The sequence below is a fragment of the Ruegeria atlantica genome (genome assembly GCF_013032005.1).
In the GTDB taxonomy this organism is placed as follows: domain Bacteria; phylum Pseudomonadota; class Alphaproteobacteria; order Rhodobacterales; family Rhodobacteraceae; genus Ruegeria; species Ruegeria atlantica_A.
The window spans coordinates 1,032,511-1,058,713 of sequence record NZ_WQBE01000001.1 but is presented as its reverse complement, the minus strand read 5'-3'; the positions used below and the strand labels follow the sequence as shown (position 1 = coordinate 1,058,713).

Below are 26,203 nucleotides of genomic sequence, written 5' to 3'. Positions count from 1 at the left end.
TCACTTGATGTGCAGGATGCGATCAACGGACAGCGGCCCTGCGCCGTTGATCACGATCACTGCCAGCAGGAAGGACCAGAGTGTCCGATCATCCAGCAGGCTTACGGCGTTGGTGAAGTAGCTGCCCAATTCCGTACCGTGGCCCGTGACATCTACGATCGTCTGAACCCAGACAAATGCCAGCATACCCAATGCCGCGAACCGCGACAGAAGGCCGATCACGATCAGCGTAGGTAGAAGAAACTCAGCCCAGGTCCCCGCAACAGCAATGGCCCAATGCATGATCCCCAATTGCGAGCTGTCATAGCTGACAGCTTCCATGGCTTTGGGGAAAATCTGCACATAGGCACCGTCGGACGGGAACAGGAACCCAAAGAATCCGCTGCCCAGTTTGGTGGTCGCCGAATTCCAATAATACACCAGCAATGTTGCCGCAAAAACCAGCCTGGCCAAGGTCGGTGTCAACCAGCCAGAGGTCATCTCTAACCGTCCCAGGGTGTTGTTGTGCAATGAGATCAGGGCAGTCATGTTGCCAGCCTTTCGATAGTCACAGAGGTTATTGCGCCGCCTTGTAAAAGCAGCGCCAGAGTGGCCCCAAGGTCAAATTCGGGGAAATGGTTTGCAGTATCTTCAAACGCGCCACCAATGGTTTGCCCGGCCTGAAGGCCCGCAATCCAGTGCGCGCCGCCTTCGGGCAGCAGATGTGGAACCGGGTCATACTCGGCCCGGGTGATCAGAACGTCTTGGGCGGCGAGATCGGGTTTGGGGGCGTTGTCTTCGGTGTTGAAACGCCAGATCGAATAAATCGGCCAGTCCGAGCGCAGAACCCGCATCGACGGGGCAAATCCCAGCCGCGCCCGCATGATGTCTTCGGGCGGAACAGCCAGTGCGTCCGCTGGGGCTGGTTCGCTGTCAGCGGCGTGGTAGGAACGGCGCAAGGCAAGCTCCAATTGCGCCACGTCAGGCAGGTATCCAATATGCGAGAGCTGCTCCATTCCGGCAAGAAATTCGGGGAATTCTTCACCATAAAACATCATCAACGGCGATGAGGGGGGATGTTTGCGCAGGAAAATACCCGACAGCCCATCCATGTTCTGAGCCCCCAGCAATTTGGTGATGACCGGAAATGCCTGATGCATCGCTTCGGTCAGCGACACCGCCACGTTGTTGCGATACACACTGAACCGCCGCCCGGCAGGTTGTGCGACCGCGTCCAGCAGTCCTTTAGGGATGGCGGCTGACGGGTTCATCAGCGCGGCGTGAAAACTTTCTTGCGAAACGCTCATGCCGGGACGCGGTCCAGGGCCGCTTGCGCACGGTCTGCTTCGGCCCGCAGCACGGGCCATTCTGGAACGTCCGTGTCCCACTCGACCAACACGGGTTTGGGGCCAGATCGCTCTAGAACGTAGTCCAGCAGCGCCCAAACCGGATCAACGACTTCGCGCCCATGGCTGTCAATCAGCAGGGGGCGACCATGGTCGTCCTCATCCTCATCATGCCCGCCTAGATGGATTTCCCCCACCTTCTCAATAGGGTAGGCATCGATATAGCCCTGCGGTGAGAATTCCAGATTGGTGGCTGAGACAAAGACGTTGTTCACATCCAGCAGCAGGCCGCACCCAGTGCGACGTGCAACTTCGCGCAGAAAATCGGGCTCGGACCAGGTGCTTTCTTCGAACGCCAGATAGCTGGACGGATTCTCCAACAACATTTGGCGACCTACGGTTTCCTGTACCTGATCGATATGCTCGCAAATGCGTGCAAGCGAGGCATTAGTATAGGGCAGAGGCAGTAAGTCGTTCAGAAAATGGCTGTCATGGGTCGACCATGCCAGATGTTCCGAGAAACTGGCCGGTTTCAGCCAGCCAACCAGGTGTTTCAATCGTGCCAGATGGTCGGCATCCAATGGGCCTTCGCTGCCGATGGACAGGCCAACCCCATGGACCGAGATCGGAAACTTTTCCGAGAGATGGCGCAATTGCGCCAGCGGACGACCACCGTCACCCATGTAGTTCTCGGCGTGAATTTCCAGCCAGGCAACTGGCTGTGCGTGTTCAAGGATCTGTGCGAAATGCTGCGGCTTGTACCCGACGCCCGGTGCCAGAGGCAGGCGGTTCGAACGGAGTGTGTCATCCAACATTTGGCAGCTCCTTGTTCTAGAAGTAAGGGGCGGGCGAAGTCGCCCGCCCCCTGAATAGCTTAGGCCAGACTTATGCCGGCAGATCGCGGTCCTGAGCTTCCAGCGAGCCTTTGCGCGGTGTGCCGTCAGCCTCGGCCGGCAGTTCGATATCGGCGCAGGTACCTGCATCGACCAGAGTCCAGGCGTTGCCCTGATAGTCTACGGTCGAGGTGCCCGCGCAGGTTGTGCCGGGGCCCGCGGCGCAGTCGTTCTGACCGGCCAGCGAAATGCCATAGCATTTCTCTTTGGCTTGTGCGGTGGCAGTTGTGGCTGCGCCCGAAACGGCGGCTGCGACTGCGGTTGCGATAACCAGTGATTTTGCGGTGTTCGACATCTCGGTAATCCCTTTTGATGACTGCGTATGTCTGCTTGTGACAATGACAAAGGTAGTGGCTTGCGGCCCAGAGTTGAATTCACGAGCCCGTGTCTCACAAGCCCGTCAGGGCGCACAATGCCCCCTTGTAAGTTAATATACTGTTTTTGAATAAGAAAAGAGGAAATATTTCAATTCGGCCCCAAAAGCGGGGCCGAATTCAGGGCAATTCCATGCCGAATGTTACAACAGATCCGGCGGTGTCGCGGCCTGTGAAAGCTCATTTGTTACAGCTTCAAGCGATTGAACCTGCGTTTGTTTTTCGCCCAGCCGGCGAACGCTGACGGTGCGTTCGTCAACTTCGCGATGACCGACGGCCAGAATGACCGGAACCTTGCCGACCGAATGTTCGCGAACCTTGTAGTTGATCTTTTCGTTGCGGATGTCTGCCTCGGCGCGGACACCGGCGGCCTTGAGCGTCTCAACCACTTCGGCCACATAATCATCGGCTTCTGACGTGATCGAGGCGACGACGACCTGACGCGGGGCCAGCCAGAAAGGCAGCTTGCCTGCGTGTTCTTCGATAAGAATGCCGATGAAGCGTTCGAACGAACCCAGCGTTGCCCTGTGCAGCATGAACGGGCGGTGCTTGGCGCCGTCGGCACCGATAAAGCTGGCATCCAGCCGCTCGGGCAGGTTGGGGTCCACCTGCAGGGTCCCGCATTGCCATGTCCTGCCGATCGCGTCGGTCAGAGTGAACTCCAGCTTGGGCCCATAAAACGCGCCTTCGCCTTCTAGCAGCTCATACTCATATCCGGCGGCCTTACAGGCATCGCCCAGCGCCTTTTCGACCAGATCCCAGCTTTCATCCGACCCGATCCGTTTTTCCGGACGAGTAGACAGTTTGATCGTCCAGTCATGGAAGCCCAGATCGGCATAGACCTTAGACAGAAAGGCAATGAACTTGGCGGTCTCGGATTCGATCTGATCCTCGGCACAGAAGATGTGACCATCATCCTGTGTGAATCCACGCACGCGCATGATTCCGTGCAGCGCGCCCGAAGGCTCATAACGGGCACAAGACCCGAATTCAGCCATCCGCAACGGCAGATCACGATAGGATTTCAGGCCCTGATTGAACACCTGCACGTGACAGGGGCAGTTCATCGGTTTCAGCGCGTTGATTGCCTTTTCGCGGGCATGTTCCTCGTCGACTTCGACAATGAACATATTTTCCTGATACTTGTCCCAGTGGCCCGAGGCCTCCCACAGTTTGCGGTCGACAACCTGAGGCGTGTTCACCTCGACATATCCATCGCGCTCCTGCATCCGGCGCATATAGTCCTGCAGGGTGGTGTAGATTTTCCAGCCGTTCGGATGCCAGAAGATTTGGCCGGGTGCCTCTTCCTGCATGTGGAACAGGTTCATCTCGCGGCCCAGCTTGCGGTGGTCGCGCTTGGCGGCCTCTTCCAGCATATGCAGGTGAGCTTTCAGCTTTTCCTTACCGGTGAAGGCCACGCCATAGATACGCTGCAGCATCGCGCGGTCGCTGTCACCGCGCCAATAGGCTCCGGCGATGGACATCAGCTTGAACGCATCGCCTGGAACCTGACCGGTATGCTGCAGATGCGGGCCGCGGCACAGGTCCTGCCAGTCGCCATGCCAATACATGCGCAGCGGCTCGTCGCCGGGGATGGCCTCGATCAACTCGACCTTATAGGGCTCATTATTCTGCGTGTAGAAATCAATCGCGCGCTGACGGTCCCAGACTTCGGTGGTTACGGGGTCGCGCTTGTTGATGATTTCCTTCATCTTTTTTTCGATCAGGCCAAGGTCTTCGGGCGTGAAAGGTTCCGCCCGATCAAAGTCATAATACCAGCCATTTTCGATGACGGGGCCGATGGTGACCTTGGTATCGGGCCAGATCTCCTGCACCGCGCGGGCCATGATGTGCGCCAGGTCGTGGCGGATCAGTTCATTAGCCTGAACCTCATCCTTCATGGTGTGAATGGCGATATCGGAATCGGATTCGATGGGCCATTGCAGGTCCCAGTGCTGGCCATTCACCGTGGCCGAGATGGCCTTTTTCGCCAGCGAGGTCGAGATATCGGCAGCCACCTGCGCGGGCGTTACGCCTGCGTCATAAGAACGTGCATTGCCATCGGGAAAGGTGAGTGAGACGGATTTTGCATCCAGGGCCATATCGGCTCTCCTCGTCGGTTTGGCGCCCACTGAACGCCCGGTTGCGGGTTATGGTGTCCGGCTCATGTGGCAGGTGCAGCAAAACCTGTCAAGTGTCGAAGGAAGCAGGACTGACGCTGCGAGACTGCAAAAATCGGGAATTGCGACCACTGGTCTGCCGTGCATGATGTGATGCAAATGGAAAGAGGGTTTCATGGCAGCTACGGAATTTCTGATCACCGCAAAAGACCGGCGGTTGGCCTATCACAAAAGTGAGGGCCATGGCCCGACCGTCGTTTTTCTGGGCGGGCTCAAATCTGACATGGAAGGCACCAAAGCGGTGCATCTGGAAGACTGGGCACAGGCGCGCGGGCAGGCGTTTTTGCGGTTCGACTATTCCGGTCATGGTGAAAGTTCCGAGAAATTCACCGATGGCTGTATCGGCGATTGGCACGAAGATACGATTGAGGCTGTGGCAGCCTTGACCGAAGGGCCGTTAATCGTTGTCGGATCATCCATGGGCGGGTGGCAGGCGCTGTTGCTTGCCAGAACGATACCCGAACGGATCGCTGGTATGGTGACCATTGCCGCCGCGCCTGATTTCACCGAGGACGGCTATTGGGCGTCGTTCAGCGCCGAACAAAAGGCTGCGCTGGATAGTGTTGGGCATGTGGAACTGCCCTCGGATTATATGGAACCCTACATCATCACCAAGCGGATGATCGAAGACGGGCGGCAACGGTTGGTGCTGCGCGACGCGCTAGACCTGCCTTTCCCGGTGCGCTTTCTGCAGGGCACGGCGGATACGGCGGTGTCCACTGAAACGGCTGTGCGGTTGCTGGAACACGCCAGTGGGTCAGATATGCGTTTATTGCTGGTCAAAGACGCAGATCACCGGTTCTCGGACGGCCCCTGTCTGGGGTTGATCGAAAACGCAGTGCTTGAGGTAATGGAGGCCAGTTGATGCAGCGCTTTGGGTGGTTTCTTGGGCGTCTGCTGCTGGCACTGACTGTTGTCGGTGGCCTGATCTATTGGTTCGGGCCGCGTGAACAGGTCGACCTGCATCCCCGCTTTGATCCGCGCAAATTCGGCGAAGGGGTTCAGGTCTACTTTGAAAGCACAGAATCCGTCTATGACGACATCGTGCCCGGAGTGGAAAAGCGCGTGGTCTGGCAGGACGGGTTCAAAGAACAACGCACGCCCGTTTCGGTTCTCTATGTGCATGGCTTTTCGGCCTCGTCCGAGGAAATCCGTCCGGTGCCGGATAAGGTGGCCGACGCGCTGGGGGCCAATCTGGTCTATACGCGCCTGAAGGGACATGGTCGCGATGGCCCGGCAATGGCCGAAGGGACGGCTACGGGCTGGATGCAGGATATGGCCGAGGGGTTGGCCGCGGCGCGGGCCGTTGGCGACAAGGTTGTTGTCATCTCAACCTCGACCGGCGGAACGCTGGCCGCAGCAGCAGCGTTGGATGAAGAACTGAGCCAAGACGTGGCGGCTTTGGTCTTTGTGTCTCCGAATTTCGGGGTGAACACACCGGGCGCGTGGATTCCCGGCTTGCCGTGGGCGCGGAAGTGGCTGCCCTTGGTGATGGGGGAGGAACGGGATGTCTCTGGCCCGGACCCGGAGGTAAACACCTATTGGACCTCGGTTTACCCGTGGGAGGCTGTGGTGCCGATGACCCTGTTGGTCGAGGCTGTCTATGCGTTGGACTTCTCGAGCGTGCAGATTCCGGCGCTGTTCTGGTTTTCGGATGACGATCAAGTCGTGCGTCCTGACCTGACGCATAAAATGGCCGAAAGATGGGGTGGACCGAAGACGGTCAATCTGGTGACAATGGGGCCAGGGGATGATCCAGCGTCGCATGTGATCGCGGGTCGGTTGATGTCCCCGGGGCAGACGGACGCGACTGTTGCAGGTATTCTGGACTGGCTGAGTGAGCAGGGGATCGAATAGTGGACCAGCGAGTAAGCTTGATCACAGTTGGGGTGGATGACCCCGAGCTTGCCGCCGGGTTCTATGAGGACATGGGTTGGAAGCGGGTCAGCAGCCCCGACGGGGTAATTGCCTTTGACCTTATCGGCCAGACTTTAGGATTGTACCCGTTGTCTGCATTGGCTGAAGAGATCGGAGTTGACGTAGACTCTTTGGGCCATGGTGCGCTGACGCTCAGCTACAATTGCCGATCAAAGGGCGAGGTTGCGCAGGTGTTGGACAAGGCCGGGGAAGCCGGAGCCGAGATATTGAAACCGGCTGCTGATGTTTTCTGGGGCGGGCATCACGGGTATTTCCGCGCCCCCGATGGGACGATCTGGGAAGTGGCCTTCAATCCCTTCTCTGCGCTTGCACCGGACGGTGCCTTTTGCTGGAACGGGTATGGGTAATGCGAAAGCCGGGCAGCATGTGGAGCCTTGAAACGCTTGGGCGTGTACGTCTGTCCCGGCATTTCTTCATGCGGGAATTCCTGTATTCTGAGATTGGAAATTTCCATGAAAAGCAAAACCTTCCAGACAATCCTGACCTTGCCATCGAAACGGGGCGCTCCTTTTGCCAGACCCTGCTGGACCCGCTTGAGGAAACCTTTGGACGTATCGCGGTCCGGTCCGGGTATCGATCACCCTCGTTGAATCAATTCGGGAATGAGAACCGATTGAACTGCGCCCGCAACGACAACCCGTTGGAATGCCATATCTGGGATCGGGGCGAAGGGGATGCCCGGATCGCCGGGGCGTCAATCGTCATCCCTTGGTTCGCCGATCAATACGATACGGGACGTGATTGGCGTGATTTGGCGTGGTGGATGCACGATCATCTGGACTATTCCGAAATCTGGTTCTTTCCCAAGCTCTGCGCCTTTAATCTGGTGTGGAGGCCACACCCCCATCGCCGGATCGACAGCTATATTGCGCCGCGCGGGTGTTTGCTGCGCACCGGGGCTGAGCCGGGCGAAGACCTGAAAACCCGTCGCAACCGATATGCAGATTTCCCGCCTTTCCGGGACATCAAATATCCCTGAAGTTTAACTTGCCCGAACCTGCAAAACCCCTCATCCTGAGTGCAAAGAGCATTGCTTATAAAGTTGAAGTGTTGCGAGGCCCCGCGTGATTGAGCCGCTGGTTTTACTGCCTGAAATGATGTGCGACGCACGGTTGTTTGAACCCCAGATCAACAGCTTGTCGCGGCAGCGCGCGGTTACGGTTGCACCGATTTCACTGGGCGAACGTATCGAAGAGATTGCGTCGTCCCTTATGGACCAACTGCCGCGACGATTTGCGCTAGCTGGGTCGGGCATGGGGGGCGTGGTTGCGCTGGAGCTGGTTCGGCGCGCGCCGGATCGGGTGTCGCGTCTTTGCCTGATGGCGACGGATGCGCAGGCCGATACACCTCAGACCGCGGCGGCGCGCGAAGAGTTGTTGGTCGCCACGAAAATGGGTCGGCTGGAAGAGGTGATGCGTCGGATAATCAGCTCGAACACGTTGGCGCCGGGACCGCGGCGCATACCCATTCTGAACGATTTGGTCGCAATGGCGCTGGATCTGGGGCCCGAGGTGTTCGAACGTCAGATTCGCGCTTTGCAACGGCGTCCCGATCAGCAAGGTGGGCTGCGGCGCATCAAGGTGCCAACACTGGTTCTGTCCGGCGCGCATGACACCCTTACACCGCTACGCAAACATACCTTTATGTCCGAACTGATACCGGGTGCCGATTTGAAAGTTATTGACGAGGCCGGGCACCTGCCGACGCTCGAAGCGCCCGATTTCGTGAATGACGCGCTGACACAATGGCTAAGCGCACCTGCTCGGGCAGCTTACGTGTAGAATTTCGCGCGCTCAGTCTTGCTGAGTATCGTCGGTGCGACCACAGGTTTGCCGTCGCCTAGGTCAAAAAACGGCGTGTTTCTCCAGCTTCCTGACAACCACGATTTGCTGAGGCGCGTCAGCATCCCAACCGCTGCATAGCGCAGTTTTTCATGCGATTGCTTACCGTTCGACTGCGGAACAAAGCCACGGGTTGTGATCGGACCAAGCCCGCTTGGATCGGAGATGCGCTTGACGTCGAACCCGGCAAAAGGAAACTTCGCGGTCCGCGCGGTAGTCGCCAGCGGCGCATTGCAGCAACTGGAATACCACCGCAACATCCCTTTGGGGCTTAGCTGCATCAGCGCAAGTTTTTCCGAGCCCCCTTCGAAGCAGATCTCCTCTGGGCTCATCTGTAGGATGTTGACAGGGCCGGGGGCTGGATCGGGTTGACCGAAGTACAGCTGTGCTGCGCGGCAGTCGCGGCAAAAGCAACCGACATGGGTGCCCGAATGCACTCCTTCAGCAGTGATATGCCCGTGCAAAGTACCGCATTCGCAGGAGAAGGGCATCGGGTGGGCCGCTCTCCTGCTCATTTTGTCAGGCGATCTTGTTCTTATTGGCGGCCCGGCGTTGTGGTTTGCGGGCGTTGGCGGTCATGAAGTCGATCACCAGTGGCCGGATATTGTCACGCCAGCTGCGTCCGGCGAAAATGCCATAGTGCCCGGCTGCTGGTTCAACATGACTGGCCTTCTTCGATGCGGGCAAACCGGTGCAAAGGTCCAACGCAGCGATACACTGGCCGGGGGCCGAGATATCGTCATTTGCGCCTTCAACCGTCTTGACCGCAACATTGGTGATTTTGCCGATGTCCACCTTGTGGCCCGCGACGACGAATTCGTTCCGGGCAATTTCGCGGTTCTTGAACACACGCTCAACCGTCGACAGATAGAATTCGGCGGTCATGTCCATAACGGCCAGATATTCATCGTAGAAACGGTTATGCGCATCATGGTCCGAAGCTTCGTCTTGCATAACGCGCTGAATCTGCTCGGAGAACGCTTTGGAATGACGCTCTGCGTTCATCGACATAAAGGACGCCAGCTGCAACAGGCCGGGGTAGACCATGCGGCCAACGCCTTTGTACTTGAAGCCGACACGCTGGATCATGGTCTCTTCCAGCTGCCCCATGGTGACGCGGCGGCCAAAATCGGTCACATCGGTCGGGGTGGCATCGGGGTCTACCGGTCCACCTATCAGGGTCAGCGTGCTGGGTTGCGCTTTGGGCTCAACCTCGGCCAGATAGGCCGTGGCGGCCAGAGTCAGCGGTGCAGGTTGACAAATCGCCACCACATGAGTGTCGGGACCAAGTTCTTTCATGAAATCGACAAGATAGAGTGTATAGTCCTCTACATCGAACTTGCCTTCGGAAACAGGAATGTCGCGCGCGTTATGCCAATCAGTGATATAGACTTCGCAATTCACCAGCAGGCTTTTCACCGTCGAGCGCAACAACGTCGCATAATGCCCGGACATCGGCGCCACCAGCAACACCTTGAGGGGCTGTTCCTCGCGCCCATTGACCCGGAAATGCACCAGGTCACCAAAGGGACGTTCGACAACGGTCGTGATATCGACCAGATGGTCTTTGCCATCCTCGCATGTAAAAGTGCGGATGCCCCAGTCCGGTTTGACGATCATCCGTTGGAAAGTACGTTCGGTGACATCACCCCAGGCGGCCATCATACTAATTGCGGGGTTGGGAATCATGGAAAACGCGGGGTAGGATGCGATTGCGCTGGCAGTTGCGCCCATCCATTGGTTGGTGTTGCGCATCGTTTCCATCAGGTCGTATGTCATCATGTAGCGCATGGAAAAAGGGGCCTCCTAGATGTCAGCCAATAAGATTGGACCATTCGCCGCTTTGCCCCCCGACACCCACGACGTTATTCTGCGTAGCAGCGAGGTTAGGGGGGAATTGTTAAAATGACAACAAGTGAAGATCAGATGCCAGAACTAACCGAAGAAAACGTTGAACGCCTTAAAGAAAATATGGAAAAGGTCGAGGCGCTTTCGAAGCGGCTGATCGAAGTCATGTCGGCCAAAAAGCCTCATACCCCCGCTTTGGATGGCCCGAATCAAGAGCTTTTCGCACGAGCAGCAACAGCTTATTGGGCCGAAGCTTGGCAAAATCCGGCAAAACTGCTGGAACAACAGATAGAATACTGGGGCAAGTCGGTTCTGAACTTCGCCGAAGCCCAAAAAGCAATGACCACGGGCGAGGCTGACGATGACCAGCCCAAACCCCAGGACAAGCGTTTTTCCAACCCCTTATGGGAAACCAACCCCTATTTCCGTCTGATCCGGCAGCAATACCAGACCAACGCAGAAGCCATCGCGCAGGCCGTGGCCTCGGTTGAGGATCTGGATGCCAAGGACAAACGCCGCCTCAAATACTTCTCGCAGCAAATTGTCGACATGATGTCCCCCACGAATTTCCTGGCAACCAATCCAGACGCCCTGCAAAAGGCGGTTGAAACCGAAGGGCAGTCATTGATCAAAGGGCTGGAAAACCTTGTCTCGGATCTTGAGGCCAATGACGGCGAGCTGGTTGTCAAACTGGCCGATGAAAGCGCGTTTGAGGTCGGCGGCAATCTGGCGACCACTCCGGGCGATGTGGTCTATCGCAATCGTATGATGGAACTGATTCAGTACAAACCCGCGACTGAAACGGTGTATGAAACACCGATCGTGCTGTTCCCGCCCTGGATCAACAAGTTCTATATCCTTGACCTTAAGGCCCAGAACAGCCTGATCAAATGGATCACTGAAAAAGGCTATACACTGTTTGTGGTCAGTTGGATCAATCCTGATGAAAGCTATGCGGATGTTGGGATGGAAGACTATATCGAAGATGGCTTTCTGACCGCGATCGAAGAAACTAAGAAAATCTGCAAGGTCAAGCAGGTGAACGCGATTGGATATTGCATTGCTGGTACTACTCTAAGTTTGACCCTGGCGTTGCAGAAGCAGCGCGGCGACAAGTCGATCAAATCGGCCACCATGTTTACTGCGCTGACGGATTTTTCCGAACAGGGCGAGTTTACGCCATTTCTGCAGAACGACTTCATCGACGGGGTTGAAGCAGAGGTAAACAAAGAAGGCATTCTGCGCTCATGGATCATGGGGCGCACCATGTCCTTCCTACGTTCGCGCGATCTGGTCTACGGTCCAGCCATCCGCAGCTATATGCTGGGCGAGATGCCGCCAGCCTTTGATCTGCTGTACTGGAATGGGGACGGGGCCAACCTGCCTGCCAAGATGACGGTGCAATACCTGCGCGGGCTATGCCAGCGCAATGAGTTCGCCGAAGGCGGGTTCGAACTTCTCGGGCACAAGCTGCATGTCAGTGACGTGGACGTGCCGTTGATGGCGATCACCTGTCAGACGGATCACATTGCTGCTTGGAAAGACTGCTATCGTGGTGTGCAAAAGATGGGGTCACGTTCCAAGACTTTTGTCGTCTCGGAATCCGGTCACATCGCAGGCATCATCAACCCGCCCAGCAAGAAGAAATACGGCCACTACACCAACCCCGATCTGAAGGTGGACGCGGACACCTGGATGAAAGAGGCCGACTTCCACGAAGGTTCGTGGTGGCCCCTGTGGGAGACCTGGTTGAAGAAGCGATCCGGCAAGCAGGTTCCTGCCCGCGATACCGGCGATTCGGATCACCCACGGCTTGCACCAGCACCCGGGACCTATGTGGTGGCCGATCCAAACAGCTGATTTCATTTTGAAACTTAAGAATTTCTGCAATGCAGCAAGAAAAAACTTGCAATGCTGCATTGCAGCAATCATATTGTCCTCAAGCTGATGAAAGCCGGGGTGGGCCCGGTTCGGCAAAAAGGATTAGGACAATGGCAAAGACTCAAGACTTTACCGCGACCCTGAAAGACATGATGGGTGCATTCCCCGTTGACACCACCGCTCTGGAAGGTGCCTTCAAATCGACCGCTTCGCTGAACGAAAAGCTGTCGGGTGTTGCTCTGGAAGCAGCAGAGAAGTCGGCTGAAATCTCGAACAAATGGACCAAAGACACACTGTCCAAATTGACCGAGATGTCGAAAGCAAAGGCCGAGCCTGCTGAATACGCAAAAGCCGCAACCGACTTCGCAAGCGCGTCGGCTGAAGTTGCTGCTGAAAACATGGCTGCTTTCGCTGAAATCGCGAAAAAACTGCAGACCGAAACCGTCGAGCTGCTGATGGCCGCTGGTAAAGACGCTGCTGAAGAAGCAACCGTTGCTGTTCAGAAAGCCACCAACGACGTGACTGCTGCTGCCAAAAAAGCTGCAGCCACCAAGTAAAATTTGGGCGCGAGGCGCACCCACTCCTCCCATTTGGTGCAATCGCGCAGGGCAGGTCTTAGGACCTGCCCTTTCTTTTTGTTCTGCGGTCGCATAATCTCTGCTGCAACGCATCATCCTTGGGGAGGGCAAACGGTGCCAGAACAAGAAAAACCGCTGTTGATCAAGCGCTATGCAAGCCGCAGGCTGTATAACACCGAGACCAGCGACTATGTTACGCTCGAAGATATCGCGACCTTCATCCGCGATGGGCGCGAAGTGCAGATCATTGACCTGAAATCTGGCGACGATCTGACCCGGCAATATCTACTGCAAATCATCGCCGAACACGAAAGCCGGGGTGAAAATGTGCTGCCGGTCAACGTTCTGAACGATCTGGTGCGCAGCTACATGATTCCGGGTGGCGGGATGATGCCGCAATTCCTGCAAAGTTCGTTTGAGATGCTGCGCGAAAGCCAGAGCAAGATGATGGAGAATATGAATGCCATGAACCCGATGTCGCAGATACCGGGTTTCGAAGCCATGCAGGCGCAGCAACAGGCATTCCTCAAGGCGATGACCGGGGGGCTGTCAGGCAATTGGTCAGGCCCAGAAGAAGGTGAAGATGCCAATCCGGAATCGAAAGAAGATCTGGATGACATCAAAAAGCAGCTGGCTGAGTTGCAGAAAAAGCTCTCCAAGTTGAACTGACGTCTGTTGTGTTGCGCTGGCTGGTCCTGAGTGTTGCGGTGCTTTGGGCCCACCCGGTGTCATCACAGGGCGTTTTTTCAGAAGGCTGGTCTGCGGTTTGCACGATGGGCACCCAATCCGAAGAAGGGTGCGATGCCATTCGTGCGCGCGAGATCCTGGATGCCGATCAGCCCCCATGGCGTGCCATTGGGCGCCTCAATTTCGCCAGCAGGGATCGAAGGTCACATTGTACTGGCGTATTGGTGTCTGACCGGCTGGTCCTGACTGCTGCGCATTGCCTGTACAATTCCCCACGCAAACGCTGGATACCGCCCTCTAGCATCCGGTTTGCCGCTGGCTATCAACGCGGAGAGGTCACGGCCGTTGCGGGTATCGATGGGTATAAGTTGCATCCGGAACAAGGCGCTGACGGGGCGTTCGACGACCGTACCGAATTGGACTGGGCGGTTCTGGAATTGACCGAGCCTATTGGTCAAACGGTTGGTTATCTGCCGTTGGCATCTGCGTTGAAGCCTTCGTCGTTTGTTGCGGGGTATTCCGGTCTTCGGCCTCATGTCCTCAGTCGGACTTTGACCTGTGCGCCGCGTCCCCTTGAAGGTGGAATGGTCTTGTCGCTGTGCCCGGTCATGAAGGGAGATTCCGGTGCGCCGCTTTTAGTGGACACGCCGACCGGCCCCCAAGTCGCGGCGATCCTGTCGCGTGTGGGTGTAACCCCCGAGGGGATTACAGCCCTGTTTCTGTCGACCGAGGTGTTTGACCTCGATCCGTAAGCCTTATCAAGTTCCGTAGACGGGAACCGGGCCGGTCACCTCGCCGACCGAAGCCAGTAGAATATCGGCGATCACGTCCAGTTCTTCCTTGGTCAGCCGTACAGGCAGACGGACGTCGCACGCTTTCATCAGCATGTCCCGTGTCTGCGGCAAGTCGAACTTCTCGGGCAGGAATTGCCAGTTCCAGAAGGCGCGGGCGTTGTCTTCGCTCAGGCCGAAAACCTGAACTTTGACACCGCGTGCCTCTGAAGCCGCCGCAAAGGCGCGGATTTCGGCCTCATTCATTCCGACCAGATTGAACTGGATCGAGTCCGGTGCCCGGCGTTCGGGTGTCAGGGGGGCAGGGACGTCGATATGGGACGAGGTGTTCAGCCGTTCGGCCACGTAGTCGTGGTTAGACAGGCCATCCCGCACGCGCCGCGCCAGTTCGGGGATTTGGGGGCGGATCACGGCAGCGCTCAGGTTGCTCATACGCAGATTATACAGCGGCAACTGGTTCTGCCAGCGGGCAAAGGCTTGCTCCAACTCGGGCGAGTTGTCGCCATGCGGGGTTTTGTGCTTCTTCCAGTTGTGCTCATAAGCGCCCGACATGATCACGGCTTGGGCCACCAGGTCGGCATCGTCGGTGATCAGGATGCCGCCTTCCCCCGCGTTGATCATCTTGTAGGACTGGAATGAAAAGCACCCCACCTTGCCGATGGTGCCAATGTTCTGCCCATGCCAGGTTGTGCCCAGCGAATGAGCCGCATCCTCGATCACCGGGATGTCGCGTTCGTTGCACAGCGCCATGATGGCATCCATGTCGGACGTGTGGCCGCGCATATGGCTGATGATTACGGCCTGTACGCCGTCCAGCTTGGTGGCAAAATCTTCCATGTCGATGCGATAATTCTCGCCGACCTCACACAGCACCGGAATGCAATCCGCATGCACGACTGACGAGGGCACGGCAGCAAAGGTAAAGCCGGGGATCAGAACCCGTGCATCCCGAGGCAAGCCCAACGTTTTGAGAGACAGGAACAATGCGGCCGAGCACGATGACACGGCCAACGCGTATTTTGTTCCCAGCAAAGCGGCAAATTCCGCCTCGAGCAGAGCCACCGGCGCATCCTGTGGCGCGGTATAGCGAAACAGGTCTCCCGACTGCATCAGGGCGTCGATGGCTTCTTTTGCGGCTTCGGGGATGGGTTCGGCGTCATGAACGTTTGGAGGAAGCGTCATATTTGATTTTCCCAAATTCTAACTTTGGGAAAGATAAAGCTAAATGGGGGGCAATAAAACCCCTCAATCGCCATGTTGGCGAAATTTCACCAATCCTTCATAGTCGGAAGGTCGCAGGTCAGCCTGCGACAGGTCCCAAAAAGTATTTTGAGCTTGCAACTTCGGGGGCAGTAAGGTGCCAATGACCCAACCTTTACGCTTTTTGTTTGATAGGTTGGATCACGGCTTTGACATTCGCACGTTTCGCCTGCTTTTGGGCGCTTTCAACGTTCGCTTCGGCAGTACATGCGGAATATGTGCTTTCGGATGGCACTGAAGTTACACCGCTTGAGATTTTTCAGGAATGCGATGTATGCCCTGAAATGATTGCCTTGCCCTTGGGTGAGTTTCTGATGGGAGCCCCTCCGGGGGAAGCAAAACGAAACTTTCACTGGGACGCAAAAGGGTTTCGACTTGCAACGCCCGAAGAGCCCTATATCGCGCATCACGAAGGGCCGGTACATCCAGTAACGGTCGATATGCCTGTGGCCATGGGGCGAAATGAAGTTACCCACGAGCAATGGATGGCCTGTGTAGATGATGGAGGGTGTGGGGGGCATTACCCAAGAGATTGTATCTCTCTACCCTACAGAGACCGATGCGCTGACATTCGCGGAAATCATCCTGTTATTGATGTGTCCTATCTGGATGCATTGGCCTACGCGCGATGGCTCAACAATAAAGTTGGGGCAGATGTTTACCGCCTTCCGACAGAGGCCGAGTGGGAATACGCAGCTCGTGCAGGGACACAAACCCCGTTTGCGCAAGGTGAAGACGTCACCACGGATCAGGTAAATTTCCACGGGAAACCCACCGAAGAAATGCTTGGGGTCAAGAGGCCAGACCTAGCGAGGCGTGGTCACCCGGTTCCGGTTGACGAGCTTGACTCCGCCAATGATTGGGGGTTGCGACACATGTCGGGGAATGTGGCTGAGTTAACGATGTCTTGTTGGACGGAAACACATCAACTTTGGAGCACGTCAAGCGTTTACTTGAATAAGGCGTTGGAGCCAGGATGTTCGGCAAGAGCAGGGCGCAATGGAGCCTTTTGGCTAGCAATGGATTTTTCACGTGTGGCCACACGGGGCAGGGTGGAGCCAACCGCGAGATCAACATCAAACGGTTTCCGTATCTTGAGAGAGTTAAAGTAAATTCGCTGGTGTTCTTCGCCCTCAAAACCCCAACCGATCCCGCAGCGCAAACCACGTCATTGCCAGAACCAGCAACGGGCTGCGCAGGGCGGAGCCACCGGGAAAGGGCAGGGCGGGGACGCGGGCCATGGTATCGAACCCTTCGGCTTGTCCCTGTATGGCCAGTGCCATCAATTGACCAGCATGGGTAGCGGTACCCACTCCGTGGCCTGAATAGCCCGAGGCCGACAGGATATTCGGCGCAACCCGCGTCAGGTAGGGCATGCGGCGCATGGTGATGGCCAGCGTGCCACCCCAAGCATAGTCGATCTTCACATCATGCAGATGCGGAAAGATCTCCGTCATAGGTTTGCGCACCTTGGCGGCTATGTCGGCGGGGAAACGGTAGCCATAACTCTCACCACCGCCAAACAGCAGGCGACCATCTGCGCTGAGGCGGAAGTAATTCACCACGAATTTGGTGTCAGCGACCGCGACGTCCTGCGTCAGGACGCGGGCGGCGTCGGCCCCCAATGGCTCGGTCGCCGCAATGAAGTTATTGATCGGCATGACCCTTGAGGCCACCTTGCGATTCAGATCGCCAAGGTAGCCGTTGCAGGCCAGAATAACGTGGTCGGCACTGACCGTTCCGTTCGCCGTCTGCACCTTGGCGGGTTGGCCTTCGTCGATACCGGTGACCTCAGTGCCCTCAAAGATACGCACCCCGGCCTTTACCGCGGCCTGTGCCAGACCCAGGGCAAAATTTAGCGGGTGCAAGTGAGCCGCGCCCATGTCCAGATACCCGCCTTTGTATGTGGGTGATGGGCACAGCGCGTGCCCGGTATCCTCGTCCAGCAACTGAATTTGATCGTATCTGTAACGGTCGGACAGATGTGCGGCGTGTTTGTGCAGGTCTTCCTGTTCGCCCGAACTCAGGCCCAAAACGGCTACGCCGGGTTTCAGATCACAGTCGATCTGGTGCTTAGCGATCAGAGATTTGACCAGATCTTTTGCGTCTTCTGCCAGATCCCATAGCTTGGCCGCATCATCGTTTCCAACCAACCGCTCGAGGTCTTCCTGGTCCATGCGCTGGGCGCTTCCCAACTGACCACCGTTGCGACCGGACGCGCCGAACCCCACACGGTGCGCCTCAAGCAGCACCACGTTGAGCCCGGCTTCGGCCAAATGCAGCGCGGCGGACAGGCCGGTGTAGCCTGCACCGACGACACAGACATCGGCTGTCTCGTCTTTGCAGAGTGCCGGAAACCGATCCACCGAGTTGGCCGTCGCCGCATACCAACTGGCCGGATACTCGGCCTTGCGGTCGTTGGAATAGAGCAGGTTCATCGCGTACCTCAGACGTTCAGCAGCAGATGCTCACGCTCCCACGGAGAGATCACCTGCAGGAATTCCTCGTATTCTGCGCGTTTGACGATGCTGTAGACGCGGGCGAATTCTGGGCCAAGGACCTCATGCAGGGCGTCGGCCTCATCAAACAGGTCAAGCGCGCTGCCCATAACCTGCGGGATATCGCCTTCGCCTTCATAGGCGTCGCCATAGAATTGACGGCGGGGACGTTCCTGCTGTGTCAGGCCGAGATAGCCACAGGCCAGCGACAGCGCGATGCCCAGATAAGGGTTGCAGTCCATCCCGGCGATACGGTTTTCGACCCGCCGCGCCTCAGGCCCGGACAGGGGTACGCGGATACCAGTGGTGCGATTATCACGTGCCCATTCCAGATTGATCGGTGCGGCGTGGTCTTTCACGTAGCGACGGTAGGAGTTCACGTAAGGCGCCATCACGGCCAGCCCGGCGGGCAGGTGGTTCTGCAGCCCGGCAATGAAGTTATAGAACGCGTCGGTCTCACCGCCCTGTGGGCCAGAGAATATGTTTTGCCCGGTCTCGGTATCGATGATCGAGTGGTGGATATGCATGGCCGAGCCCGGCTCATCCTCGATCGGCTTGGCCATGAAGGTGGCAAAGCAATCGTGACGCAAAGCGGCTTCGCGGATCAGGCGTTTGAAGTAGAACACCTCATCCGCCAGTTTGACCGGATCGCCATGGCGTAGATTGATTTCCAGCTGACCCGCGCCGCCTTCTTGCGTGATGCCGTCGATCTCAAACCCTTGGTGTTCGGCGAAATCATAGATGTCGTCGATCACTGGGCCGAACTCGTCCACTGCCGTCATTGAATAGGCCTGACGAGCCGCCGCCGGGCGGCCCGAGCGACCCATCATCGGCTTGATCCCCTGCGCCGGATCGACATTGCGGGCGACTAGAAAGAACTCCATTTCAGGTGCGACAATCGGCTTCCAGCCCTTGTCGTGATACATCTGCACCACCCGTTTCAGCACGTTGCGAGGGCTGAAGGGGATCGGCTCTCCATCCCGGTCATAGGCGTCGTGGATCACTTGCAGTGTCCAGTCGCCCGTCCAGGGCGCGGCTGAGGCGGTCGAAAAGTCAGGCTTGAGGATCATGTCCCGTTCGATAAACCCATCCTCGCCCGCGGCCTCACCCCAGTCACCGGTGATGGTCTGGTAGAAAACGCTGTCGGGCAGATGGAAATAAGCCTGCTTTGCAAATTTTGAGGCGGGCACAGCCTTACCACGGGCGATACCGGGTAAGTCCGAGATGATGCATTCAACCTCATCCAGCCGTTGGCCGTCGATATAAGTTCGGGCTGCCTGTGGCAGTTGATCTTTCCAGTCGGCCATCAGGCCCTCTCTTTCTTCAGAAACTCGGCCATCAACTGCCCGATCTTCGGATTGTCGTTCTGGGCGGGCAGGCGGTTGGCTGCCGCCTCCATCAGTGCATCGGGCACAACGCCTTTTCCGCGCGTGTTCATGAGGCCCTGAATGAAGGCATCGCCGTATTCCGGATGCGCCTGCACCGTCCAGACGTTGTCGCCATAGGCCACCATCGCGTTATGGCAGAATGTGTTTGTGCCCAACACGCGCGCGTCTTCGGGCAATTCAATCACCTGATCCTGATGCCAGGCGTTCAGCGTTATGGTCTGGCCGTCATATTCATAGTCTGTGCGTCCAACGGCCCAGCCGCCTTTGAATTTCTCGACTTTCCCGCCAAGCGCCTGCGCAATGATCTGGTGGCCGAAACAGACGCCGATCAGGGGGCGTCCGCTTTGGCGTATGGCGCGGATCAGATCTTCAAGAGGCGGTATCCACGGGTGGTTCTCATACGCGCCGTGGCGCGAGCCAGTGATGACCCAGCCGTCGGCCTGAAGCTCATCTTTTGGGAACTGCCCGTCCACGACGGCGAAGGTTTCATAGGTAAAGCCGTTGCCGTCCAGAAGCGCGCGAAACATCGCGTCATATTCGTCGAACTGGTCCCGCAATACGTCAGGAGGGTGGCCGGTCAGTAGGATGCCGATTTTCATGGGTCACCAAATTTGATCAAATTTATTCTAGCCCACCGGGTTCACGCGGGCAAGAGGGTCATACCGCTTCGAGATAGCTTAGCCAGTGTTCTTCCGCCGGGCGGTCGGCAAAGCGGCGCATTTCCTGCCGCTTGGTCATGGCAAAAAAGCGGATCAGATCGGCGGGGAAGATGCGCGCTACGTTCGGGTCGGTTTCGAACGCGGTAATGGCTGCACCCCAATCTGCCGCCAGTTGCGGCAGGCTGTCGATCTCATATGCATTGCCCGAGATCGGGGCGGGGGGTTCGGTCTCGTCCTCGATCCCGTTCAGCGCGGCACCCAGCACGGCCACCAGCATCAGATAAGGGTTGATGTCGCCGCCCGCGACGCGATGTTCGATCCGCCGCGCGGCAGGGGCACCGCCGGGAATGCGAAGGGCGGCGGTGCGGTTTTCATAGGCCCAACTGGCACCAGTCGGGGCGTGCGCGCCGGGTATAAGGCGCGTGTAGGAATTGCCGTGGGGCGCAAAAATCAGCGTGCAGCCCGGCATCGCCGACAAACATCCGGCAACGGCCCAGCGCAGCAGATCAGTACCCTCAGGCCCGCCATTGTCGAATACGTTCCGGCCTTTCTCATCAACGACCGAAAAATGCACGTGCATCCCGTTGCCCGCGTCATCGGCGTACGGTTTCGACATGAATGTGGCCGTAAACCCATGTTTGCGGGCAAGGCCACGCGTCAAGGTCTTGAAAAGCCACGTATCATCGGCGCAGCGCATGGCCTCCTGATGGTTCAGGTTGATCTCGAACTGGCCGATGCCGCTTTCGGATATCGCTGTTTGGGCTGGGATGCCCATTGCCGCGCACCCGTCGTAGAGATCGGTGAAGAACGCGTCGAACGCGTCCATCTCGGCCATGGACAACACCGCCTCATCCGCCAGCCGCCGATCTGTGACCGGGTTGATTGGAGGCTGCGGCTGGGGGCCGGATGCGTCCAGCAGAGTGAACTCCAGTTCGGTCGCTGCGATGACAGACCATCCGCGCTGAGCATAGCGTTCCAGCACCGCAGTCAGCGCATGGCGGGGATCACCTGTAAAGGGTACACCTGCGTCATCATGCAAGCACATCGGGACCAGCGCGGTGTCTGCTTCCAGCCAAGGCATCGGCACCGGCCCGCGGTCCGTCGGTAGCAGCATTCCATCGGCGTCACCGGATTCAAAGACCAGCGGGCTGCCGTCGATATCCGCGCCCCATAGATCCACATTCAACGCGGAAAAGGGCATCCGCACCGCGCCTTTAGTCAGCTTGTCGGCATATGAGGGCGGCACTCGCTTGCCGCGCATCTGACCGTTTAGGTCACATGCAGCAACGCGAAAACTGTGCAGGGCGCTCAGGTCCATCGGGGTCTCCATCCTTCGAGTTACCCGAGATGTAATGGGTTAAACGCGCCTTGTCACTAAATTTGATCAAATTATTGCCGCGGTGGTTTTGCAGCAAGTTGCTCCGCGCCAGAGGGGGACGGCGCGGAGCAGGGGCTTTAAACGAAGCTGACGCCGTTTTCAGCCATTGGCAGTTCGGCTACGTGCGTGCCTGACAATGCGTTGATTGCATTGGCCAACGCCGGTGCCGAGGGTGGGGTGCCCGGTTCGCCAACACCTGTGGGTGCCTCGGCTGATGGAACGATATGTACGTCAATCGCGGCGATGTCGCCAATCCGCAGCGGCTCATAATCCGGGAAGTTGAATTGATCCACAGTGCCATCTGTCAGCGTGATCTGATCGCGCATGACATGCCCGATGCCGTAACCGATGCCGCCTTCCATCTGCGCGCGCACCACATCAGGGTTCACCGCAATGCCACAATCGACTGCACAGGTGACCTTTTCGATCTTGATGCCGTTTTCCGGATCGCCCGATACCTCGACAACCTGAGCTGCATAGGAACCAAAGGACTTGTGAACTGCGATACCCTGCGCGCGACCTGCAGGCGCGTTGCCCCAGTTGCCTTTTTCAGCCGCCAGTTTCAGAACCGTAGCTTTGCGTGCCTGATCCGGGTTGCTGGCGTCGGCAAGGTGCGACAGTCGGAACTTCACTGGATCGCGCCCTGCGGCCTCGGCAACTGCATCCATCATCGTCTCCATGACATAGCCGGTGTGGGTGTGGCCCACAGAGCGCCACCACAGTACCGTCGTTGCCTTCGGCGTGTCGGTCAGCCCAAGCGCCATTCCGGGGATGGCATAAGGACTGTCGGCGATACCTTCGATCGAGCTGTGGTCGATCCCGTCATGCACCAGAACGGATTCAAACGGAGTGCCCTTGATGACCGATTGGCCAGCTACCTGATGTTGCCAGCCAACGATGTCGCCATTGGCATTCAGGCCCACACGGACCTTGTGACCAAAGGCAGGGCGGTAATAGCCGCTGCGGATGTCATCCTCACGCGTCCAGACCAGCTTAACCGGGCGCGAGCGGTCGGTGACCACAAAGGCCAGCGCTGCCTCGACTTGGTAATCCGCATCTGGTGTCGCGCGACGCCCGAACGACCCGCCTGCCAGCATCGTCTTGATGTGGATCTTTTCGGGCGGCAGTTGGAAGATTTGCTGATACGCCATGTGCGGGCCGGTCGGCATTTGCGCACCGTCATGCAAGACGATGTCGCCCTCGGCGGTTTGTTCGATGGTGCAGTTCAGAGGCTCCATCGGAGCATGCGCCAGCAGCGGGAAGTAAAAGGTCTTTTCGATGACCTTGTCTGCCCCGTCGATTGCTGCTGCGACTGCTGCGAAGTCCGCCTTGTTCACGTTATAAGTTGGTTCGGCATCCAGTGCGGCCATGATCTCGGCCTTGATCTGATCCGAATGGCGGGTTTCCGCGCCCGACATATCCCAATCAACCTCAAGCGCGTCACGCGCCTGGATCGCGGCCCAGGTGTTTTCGGCGTAAACCGCGACCCCTGCCTGATTGGGCAGAACGGCGGCTGAGATATAGCCTTTGACTTCTTTCGACGCGCTGTCGTCAAAGCCGTTGGCGATACCGCCTTTTGACTCAGGGCGCTTGATCATGGCGACCATCTGGTTTGGCAGGTGAACGTCCATGGCATACATGGCCTGACCGTTGCCTTTGATGGCGGAATCCTTGCGGCGCACGGATTCGTTGCCGATCAGACGGAATTCCGATGGGTCTTTCAGGCGCGGCTCGGTGGGCGCGTCTAGCTGAGAGGCCGCAGCCACAAACTCGGCAATCGGGGCGGATTGGTCGCCCGCTTTGACGATGCCTTCGTCGATGGTGATACCCGCGGCATCCACGCCCCAGCTTTGGGCGGCGGCAGCGATCAGCATTTCGCGCGCGGCGGCACCGGCCTGACGATATTGCATCCACGAATTCGCCATCGCGGTCGACCCGCCGGTGCCCTGAAAGGGGCCGAACAGAAGGTTGTTGTAAATCTGCGCGTTAGATGGCGCGAATTCGTAGTCGATCTGATCCATGCGAAGACCGATTTCTTCGGCGATCAACGTCGGCAGGCCGGTTGCGGGGCCCTGACCTTTTTCAAAGTGTTTGACGATGGCCGTCACTGTGCCATTCGCATCAATCTTGACGAAGGGGTTGAATTGCGCAGTCTCGGATGAGGTCGCAGCCAGCACGCCATCGGCACGCGCACCAACCAGCAGAACAGCACCGGCAGCGGCGGCCCCTTTCAGAAACCCACGGCGAGAGGTGTTGATGGTCATAGATCAGGCCTCCAGTATTTCGGACGCGCGCTGAATGCCGGCGCGAATGCGTTGATAGGTGGCGCAGCGGCAGGCATTGCCGTGCATGTAATCGTCAATCTCTTCGACGGATGGGGTGGGATTTTCGGACAACAGCCCAACGGCCGACATCACCTGACCCGATTGGCAATAGCCGCACTGAACGACGTCCAACTCAACCCAGGCCTGCTGAACGGCGGCGCCGATCTTGTCATTGCCGACGGCCTCGATTGTGGTGATCTCGGCATCTTCGACGTCTTCGATATAGGTCTGGCACGAGCGTACGGGCTCGCCATTCAGGTGTACGGTGCAGGCACCGCACGAGGCGACGCCGCAGCCGAATTTGGTTCCAGTTAGTTTTAATTCATCCCGGATTACCCACAGCAAGGGCGTGCCGGGTTCGGCGTCAACCGTGTGGGTTTCGCCATTCAGTTTCAATGTCAGTGCCATGAGGGGACCTTCCGTGTTGGGCTGGTTACCTGAGTCGGTAAACTGGCGCGTTTACTAGTGGCACAGAATATCGCCCTTGTAAACTCCTGCGTTTACCTAGGATTTGACCGCCCCCTGTCAATAGGTCTATAGCTCTGACATGACCGAATGCAGCGCACCGAATGCGACCAAATACGCGCAGATCATCGAAGCTGCTGTGGCCGAGTTCCAGGACAAGGGCTTTGCCGCAGCCAGCATGGATCGCATCTCGGCGCAGGCCGAGGTGTCTAAGCGTACGCTGTATAAGTATTTCGAAAGCAAGGAAAACCTGTTTCGCTCGATTGTGATCGAGCTGTCCAGCCGCTTTGCCGAAGTGGTCGAAATCCGGTACAAAAAAGGCCGTGATATTCGCGAACAACTGACCGAACTGGCCTGGGCCGAAGGGCGCATCCTGATGATGCCGGATGTGATGGCGATGTCCCGGATGGTGATCAGCGAAACCTTGCGCAGCCCGGCCCTTGCTGCCGAGGCGACAGGCAAACTAGACAAAACTGCTGCCTTCATCGGCATGATGCGGGATGCAGCCGAGGACGGGCAATTGCGGATCGACGATCCGGAACAGGCGGGGCGCGAATTCATCGGCCTGATCAAAGCGCGCGCATTTTGGCCCCTTTTGTTCACCGGGTCTGTGCTGAGCGAGGCCGAAATGGCCGAAACCATCGAAAACAGCGTCGAAATGATGATCAGCCGTTATGCGGTGTAAGGGTCAAAACCCGTCACATATCATCCGCCCTGGCTGAGATTCGTCACGAAACTGACAATTTGGCATTCCGAGTGGCACTCGATCTCGAAATAGTGCTACAGGGCTGTTCTGAAATGATCCCCTGAGGAACAAGGCCAAGACGGGCGTGGAAAGTATGTCGAATTTAGCAGAAAACACAGCCCTGAAAGGGGGTGGACTTAGGCGCGCGGCCCGTCTGTCCGTTGCCCCCATGATGGACTGGACGGATCGGCACTGTCGCTATCTGCACCGGCTGCTCAGTGGGCAGGCGTTGCTTTACACGGAAATGGTGACGGCCCCAGCGCTGGTGCGCGGTGGGGCGATGCATTTGCTGAGATACAGCCCTCAGGAACACCCCGTAGCGTTGCAACTGGGCGGGTCCGACCCAAAGGAATTGGCGCAGGCAGCACGGCTTGGGACCGAGGCGGGCTATGATGAGGTCAACCTGAACTGCGGCTGCCCTTCGGATCGGGTGCAGTCCGGCACATTTGGGGCGGTTTTGATGAAGGACCCGGGTCGGGTTGCCGAATGCGTATCTGCCATGCGTGAGGTTGTGGATGTTGACGTGACGGTCAAATGCCGGATCGGCGTGGATGAACAAAACCCCGAAGAGGTTCTGCCAACATTTCTGGACCAAATCCGCGCGGCCGGTTGCGAACGGGTGACGATCCACGCGCGTAAGGCTTGGTTGCAGGGTCTCAGCCCCAAGGAAAACCGCGATATTCCGCCTTTGGATTATGATCTGGTTCACCGGATGAAGGCGGCATTTCCCGATCTGCATATCTCGATCAATGGGGGCATTACCTCTCTGGATCAGGCGCGAACGCATCTTGAGGCAGGGCTGGACGGCGTCATGATTGGTCGCGCGGCCTACCATCAGCCGACCGACATTTTGGCGGAAGCCGACCCGCTGATCTACGGCACCGGGCAGGCCGCTGATCCAGTCGAAGTTGTGCAGGAAATGGTTCCCTATGTTGAGGCTCACCTTGTCGAAGGGGGCCGGTTGCACCAGATCACTCGTCATATGCTGGGCTTGTTTGCCGGTCGCCCCGGTGCGCGGGCCTGGCGGCGGGCCTTGTCCGAAGGCGCGGTGCATGAGGGCGCGGGCCCCGAGGTGATGTTGCAGGCACTGGAGCGCGTGGCGCCTCTGGTCGAGGTTTGAGCGGATCAAGATACGGCCACAGGCCGCTAT

Annotated in this window: 26 protein-coding genes; 12 read left to right on the top strand and 14 right to left on the bottom strand. The window is 57.8% G+C overall.

Annotation, left to right across the window (positions count from 1 at the left end):
• From GOX21_RS05265 to thrS, 5 genes are all read right to left on the bottom strand, one after another.
• The gene (locus tag GOX21_RS05265) at positions 1-528 is read right to left on the bottom strand and encodes a DoxX family protein (protein WP_170349164.1); all 528 of its coding nucleotides are present in this window, start codon (positions 526-528) and stop codon (positions 1-3) included.
• Positions 525-1,286, bottom strand: a complete 762-nt coding sequence (locus GOX21_RS05260) for an HvfC/BufC N-terminal domain-containing protein (protein ID WP_170375943.1) — start codon at positions 1,284-1,286, stop codon at positions 525-527. The genes GOX21_RS05265 and GOX21_RS05260 overlap by 4 nt, the downstream gene beginning before the upstream one ends.
• The gene (gene bufB / locus GOX21_RS05255; RefSeq protein ID WP_170375941.1) at positions 1,283-2,140 is read right to left on the bottom strand and encodes an MNIO family bufferin maturase; all 858 of its coding nucleotides are present in this window, start codon (positions 2,138-2,140) and stop codon (positions 1,283-1,285) included. The genes GOX21_RS05260 and bufB overlap by 4 nt, the downstream gene beginning before the upstream one ends.
• Before the next feature lie 70 nt (positions 2,141-2,210).
• Positions 2,211-2,513, bottom strand: a complete 303-nt coding sequence (locus tag GOX21_RS05250) for a BufA1 family periplasmic bufferin-type metallophore (RefSeq protein ID WP_170349161.1) — start codon at positions 2,511-2,513, stop codon at positions 2,211-2,213.
• 222 nt (positions 2,514-2,735) lie between these two features.
• Complete coding sequence (thrS, locus tag GOX21_RS05245; RefSeq protein ID WP_170375939.1) at positions 2,736-4,694, bottom strand: threonine--tRNA ligase; 1,959 nt, start codon at positions 4,692-4,694, stop codon at positions 2,736-2,738.
• Positions 4,695-4,887: 193 nt separating this feature from the next.
• Between thrS and GOX21_RS05240 the strand changes: the two genes are divergently transcribed.
• The 5 genes from GOX21_RS05240 (at position 4,888) to GOX21_RS05220 (ending at position 8,491) form a co-directional block, all read left to right on the top strand.
• The gene (locus tag GOX21_RS05240; protein WP_170375937.1) at positions 4,888-5,637 is read left to right on the top strand and encodes an alpha/beta hydrolase; all 750 of its coding nucleotides are present in this window, start codon (positions 4,888-4,890) and stop codon (positions 5,635-5,637) included.
• Positions 5,637-6,629, top strand: coding sequence for an alpha/beta hydrolase (locus tag GOX21_RS05235; protein WP_170375933.1), 993 nt, complete (start codon positions 5,637-5,639; stop codon positions 6,627-6,629). The genes GOX21_RS05240 and GOX21_RS05235 overlap by 1 nt, the downstream gene beginning before the upstream one ends.
• Positions 6,629-7,057: a VOC family protein gene (locus GOX21_RS05230; protein WP_170375931.1), complete on the top strand. Its 429-nt coding sequence runs from the start codon at positions 6,629-6,631 to the stop codon at positions 7,055-7,057. Before GOX21_RS05235 ends, GOX21_RS05230 begins: the two co-directional genes overlap by 1 nt.
• 17 nt (positions 7,058-7,074) lie before the next feature.
• Complete coding sequence (locus tag GOX21_RS05225; RefSeq protein WP_170376126.1) at positions 7,075-7,689, top strand: hypothetical protein; 615 nt, start codon at positions 7,075-7,077, stop codon at positions 7,687-7,689.
• A gap of 85 nt (positions 7,690-7,774) precedes the next feature.
• Positions 7,775-8,491: an alpha/beta fold hydrolase gene (locus GOX21_RS05220; RefSeq protein WP_170375929.1), complete on the top strand. Its 717-nt coding sequence runs from the start codon at positions 7,775-7,777 to the stop codon at positions 8,489-8,491.
• Here the strand turns inward: GOX21_RS05220 and GOX21_RS05215 are convergent.
• Both GOX21_RS05215 and phaZ read right to left on the bottom strand, forming a co-directional pair.
• Entirely contained in the window at positions 8,482-9,042 is a 561-nt protein-coding gene (locus GOX21_RS05215) for a DUF6151 family protein (protein ID WP_254428449.1), read from the bottom strand. The two genes, GOX21_RS05220 and GOX21_RS05215, sit on opposite strands and share 10 nt — an antisense overlap.
• 28 nt (positions 9,043-9,070) lie before the next feature.
• The gene (gene phaZ, locus GOX21_RS05210) at positions 9,071-10,342 is read right to left on the bottom strand and encodes a polyhydroxyalkanoate depolymerase (RefSeq protein WP_170349154.1); all 1,272 of its coding nucleotides are present in this window, start codon (positions 10,340-10,342) and stop codon (positions 9,071-9,073) included.
• 114 nt (positions 10,343-10,456) lie between these two features.
• Here phaZ and GOX21_RS05205 point away from each other — a divergent pair, with 114 nt between their 5' ends.
• From GOX21_RS05205 to GOX21_RS05190, 4 genes are all read left to right on the top strand, one after another.
• Positions 10,457-12,259: a PHA/PHB synthase family protein gene (locus GOX21_RS05205; protein ID WP_170375925.1), complete on the top strand. Its 1,803-nt coding sequence runs from the start codon at positions 10,457-10,459 to the stop codon at positions 12,257-12,259.
• A gap of 131 nt (positions 12,260-12,390) precedes the next feature.
• Positions 12,391-12,837, top strand: a complete 447-nt coding sequence (locus GOX21_RS05200) for a phasin family protein (RefSeq protein ID WP_170349152.1) — start codon at positions 12,391-12,393, stop codon at positions 12,835-12,837.
• A 135-nt stretch (positions 12,838-12,972) separates the two neighbouring features.
• Positions 12,973-13,527 carry a polyhydroxyalkanoate synthesis repressor PhaR gene (phaR, locus tag GOX21_RS05195; RefSeq protein WP_170375923.1) on the top strand — a complete coding sequence of 185 codons (555 nt, stop codon included), beginning with the start codon at positions 12,973-12,975 and terminating at the stop codon, positions 13,525-13,527.
• A gap of 104 nt (positions 13,528-13,631) precedes the next feature.
• Positions 13,632-14,297, top strand: a complete 666-nt coding sequence (locus GOX21_RS05190) for a trypsin-like serine peptidase (protein WP_254428448.1) — start codon at positions 13,632-13,634, stop codon at positions 14,295-14,297.
• A gap of 6 nt (positions 14,298-14,303) precedes the next feature.
• Here GOX21_RS05190 and GOX21_RS05185 read toward each other — a convergent pair whose 3' ends face one another.
• Positions 14,304-15,518: a DegT/DnrJ/EryC1/StrS family aminotransferase gene (locus GOX21_RS05185; RefSeq protein WP_170375921.1), complete on the bottom strand. Its 1,215-nt coding sequence runs from the start codon at positions 15,516-15,518 to the stop codon at positions 14,304-14,306.
• Between the two features lie 227 nt (positions 15,519-15,745).
• On the opposite strand from GOX21_RS05185, the gene GOX21_RS05180 reads away from it, so the two are divergent.
• Positions 15,746-16,708: a formylglycine-generating enzyme family protein gene (locus GOX21_RS05180; RefSeq protein WP_170375919.1), complete on the top strand. Its 963-nt coding sequence runs from the start codon at positions 15,746-15,748 to the stop codon at positions 16,706-16,708.
• Positions 16,709-16,729: 21 nt separating this feature from the next.
• Here the strand turns inward: GOX21_RS05180 and GOX21_RS05175 are convergent, their stop codons facing one another.
• The 6 genes from GOX21_RS05175 to GOX21_RS05150 all read right to left on the bottom strand — a co-directional run bounded on the left by GOX21_RS05175 (position 16,730) and on the right by GOX21_RS05150 (position 24,251).
• Complete coding sequence (locus GOX21_RS05175; RefSeq protein ID WP_170375917.1) at positions 16,730-18,034, bottom strand: NAD(P)/FAD-dependent oxidoreductase; 1,305 nt, start codon at positions 18,032-18,034, stop codon at positions 16,730-16,732.
• A gap of 8 nt (positions 18,035-18,042) precedes the next feature.
• Entirely contained in the window at positions 18,043-19,401 is a 1,359-nt protein-coding gene (locus GOX21_RS05170; protein WP_170349147.1) for a glutamine synthetase family protein, read from the bottom strand.
• Positions 19,401-20,081 carry a type 1 glutamine amidotransferase gene (locus GOX21_RS05165; RefSeq protein WP_170375911.1) on the bottom strand — a complete coding sequence of 227 codons (681 nt, stop codon included), beginning with the start codon at positions 20,079-20,081 and terminating at the stop codon, positions 19,401-19,403. Before GOX21_RS05165 ends, GOX21_RS05170 begins: the two co-directional genes overlap by 1 nt.
• Before the next feature lie 58 nt (positions 20,082-20,139).
• Positions 20,140-21,459, bottom strand: coding sequence for a glutamine synthetase family protein (locus tag GOX21_RS05160; RefSeq protein ID WP_170375910.1), 1,320 nt, complete (start codon positions 21,457-21,459; stop codon positions 20,140-20,142).
• Between the two features lie 137 nt (positions 21,460-21,596).
• Positions 21,597-23,783, bottom strand: coding sequence for a xanthine dehydrogenase family protein molybdopterin-binding subunit (locus GOX21_RS05155; protein ID WP_170375907.1), 2,187 nt, complete (start codon positions 23,781-23,783; stop codon positions 21,597-21,599).
• 3 nt (positions 23,784-23,786) lie between these two features.
• Positions 23,787-24,251, bottom strand: a complete 465-nt coding sequence (locus GOX21_RS05150; RefSeq protein WP_170349143.1) for a (2Fe-2S)-binding protein — start codon at positions 24,249-24,251, stop codon at positions 23,787-23,789.
• Between the two features lie 139 nt (positions 24,252-24,390).
• On the opposite strand from GOX21_RS05150, the gene GOX21_RS05145 reads away from it, so the two are divergent.
• On the top strand, positions 24,391-24,993 hold the full coding sequence (locus tag GOX21_RS05145; RefSeq protein ID WP_170349142.1) for a TetR/AcrR family transcriptional regulator: 603 nt from the start codon (positions 24,391-24,393) through the stop codon (positions 24,991-24,993).
• A 154-nt stretch (positions 24,994-25,147) separates the two neighbouring features.
• The gene (gene dusA, locus GOX21_RS05140) at positions 25,148-26,173 is read left to right on the top strand and encodes a tRNA dihydrouridine(20/20a) synthase DusA (RefSeq protein WP_170375905.1); all 1,026 of its coding nucleotides are present in this window, start codon (positions 25,148-25,150) and stop codon (positions 26,171-26,173) included.
• The last annotated feature ends 30 nt before the right edge of the window (positions 26,174-26,203 follow it).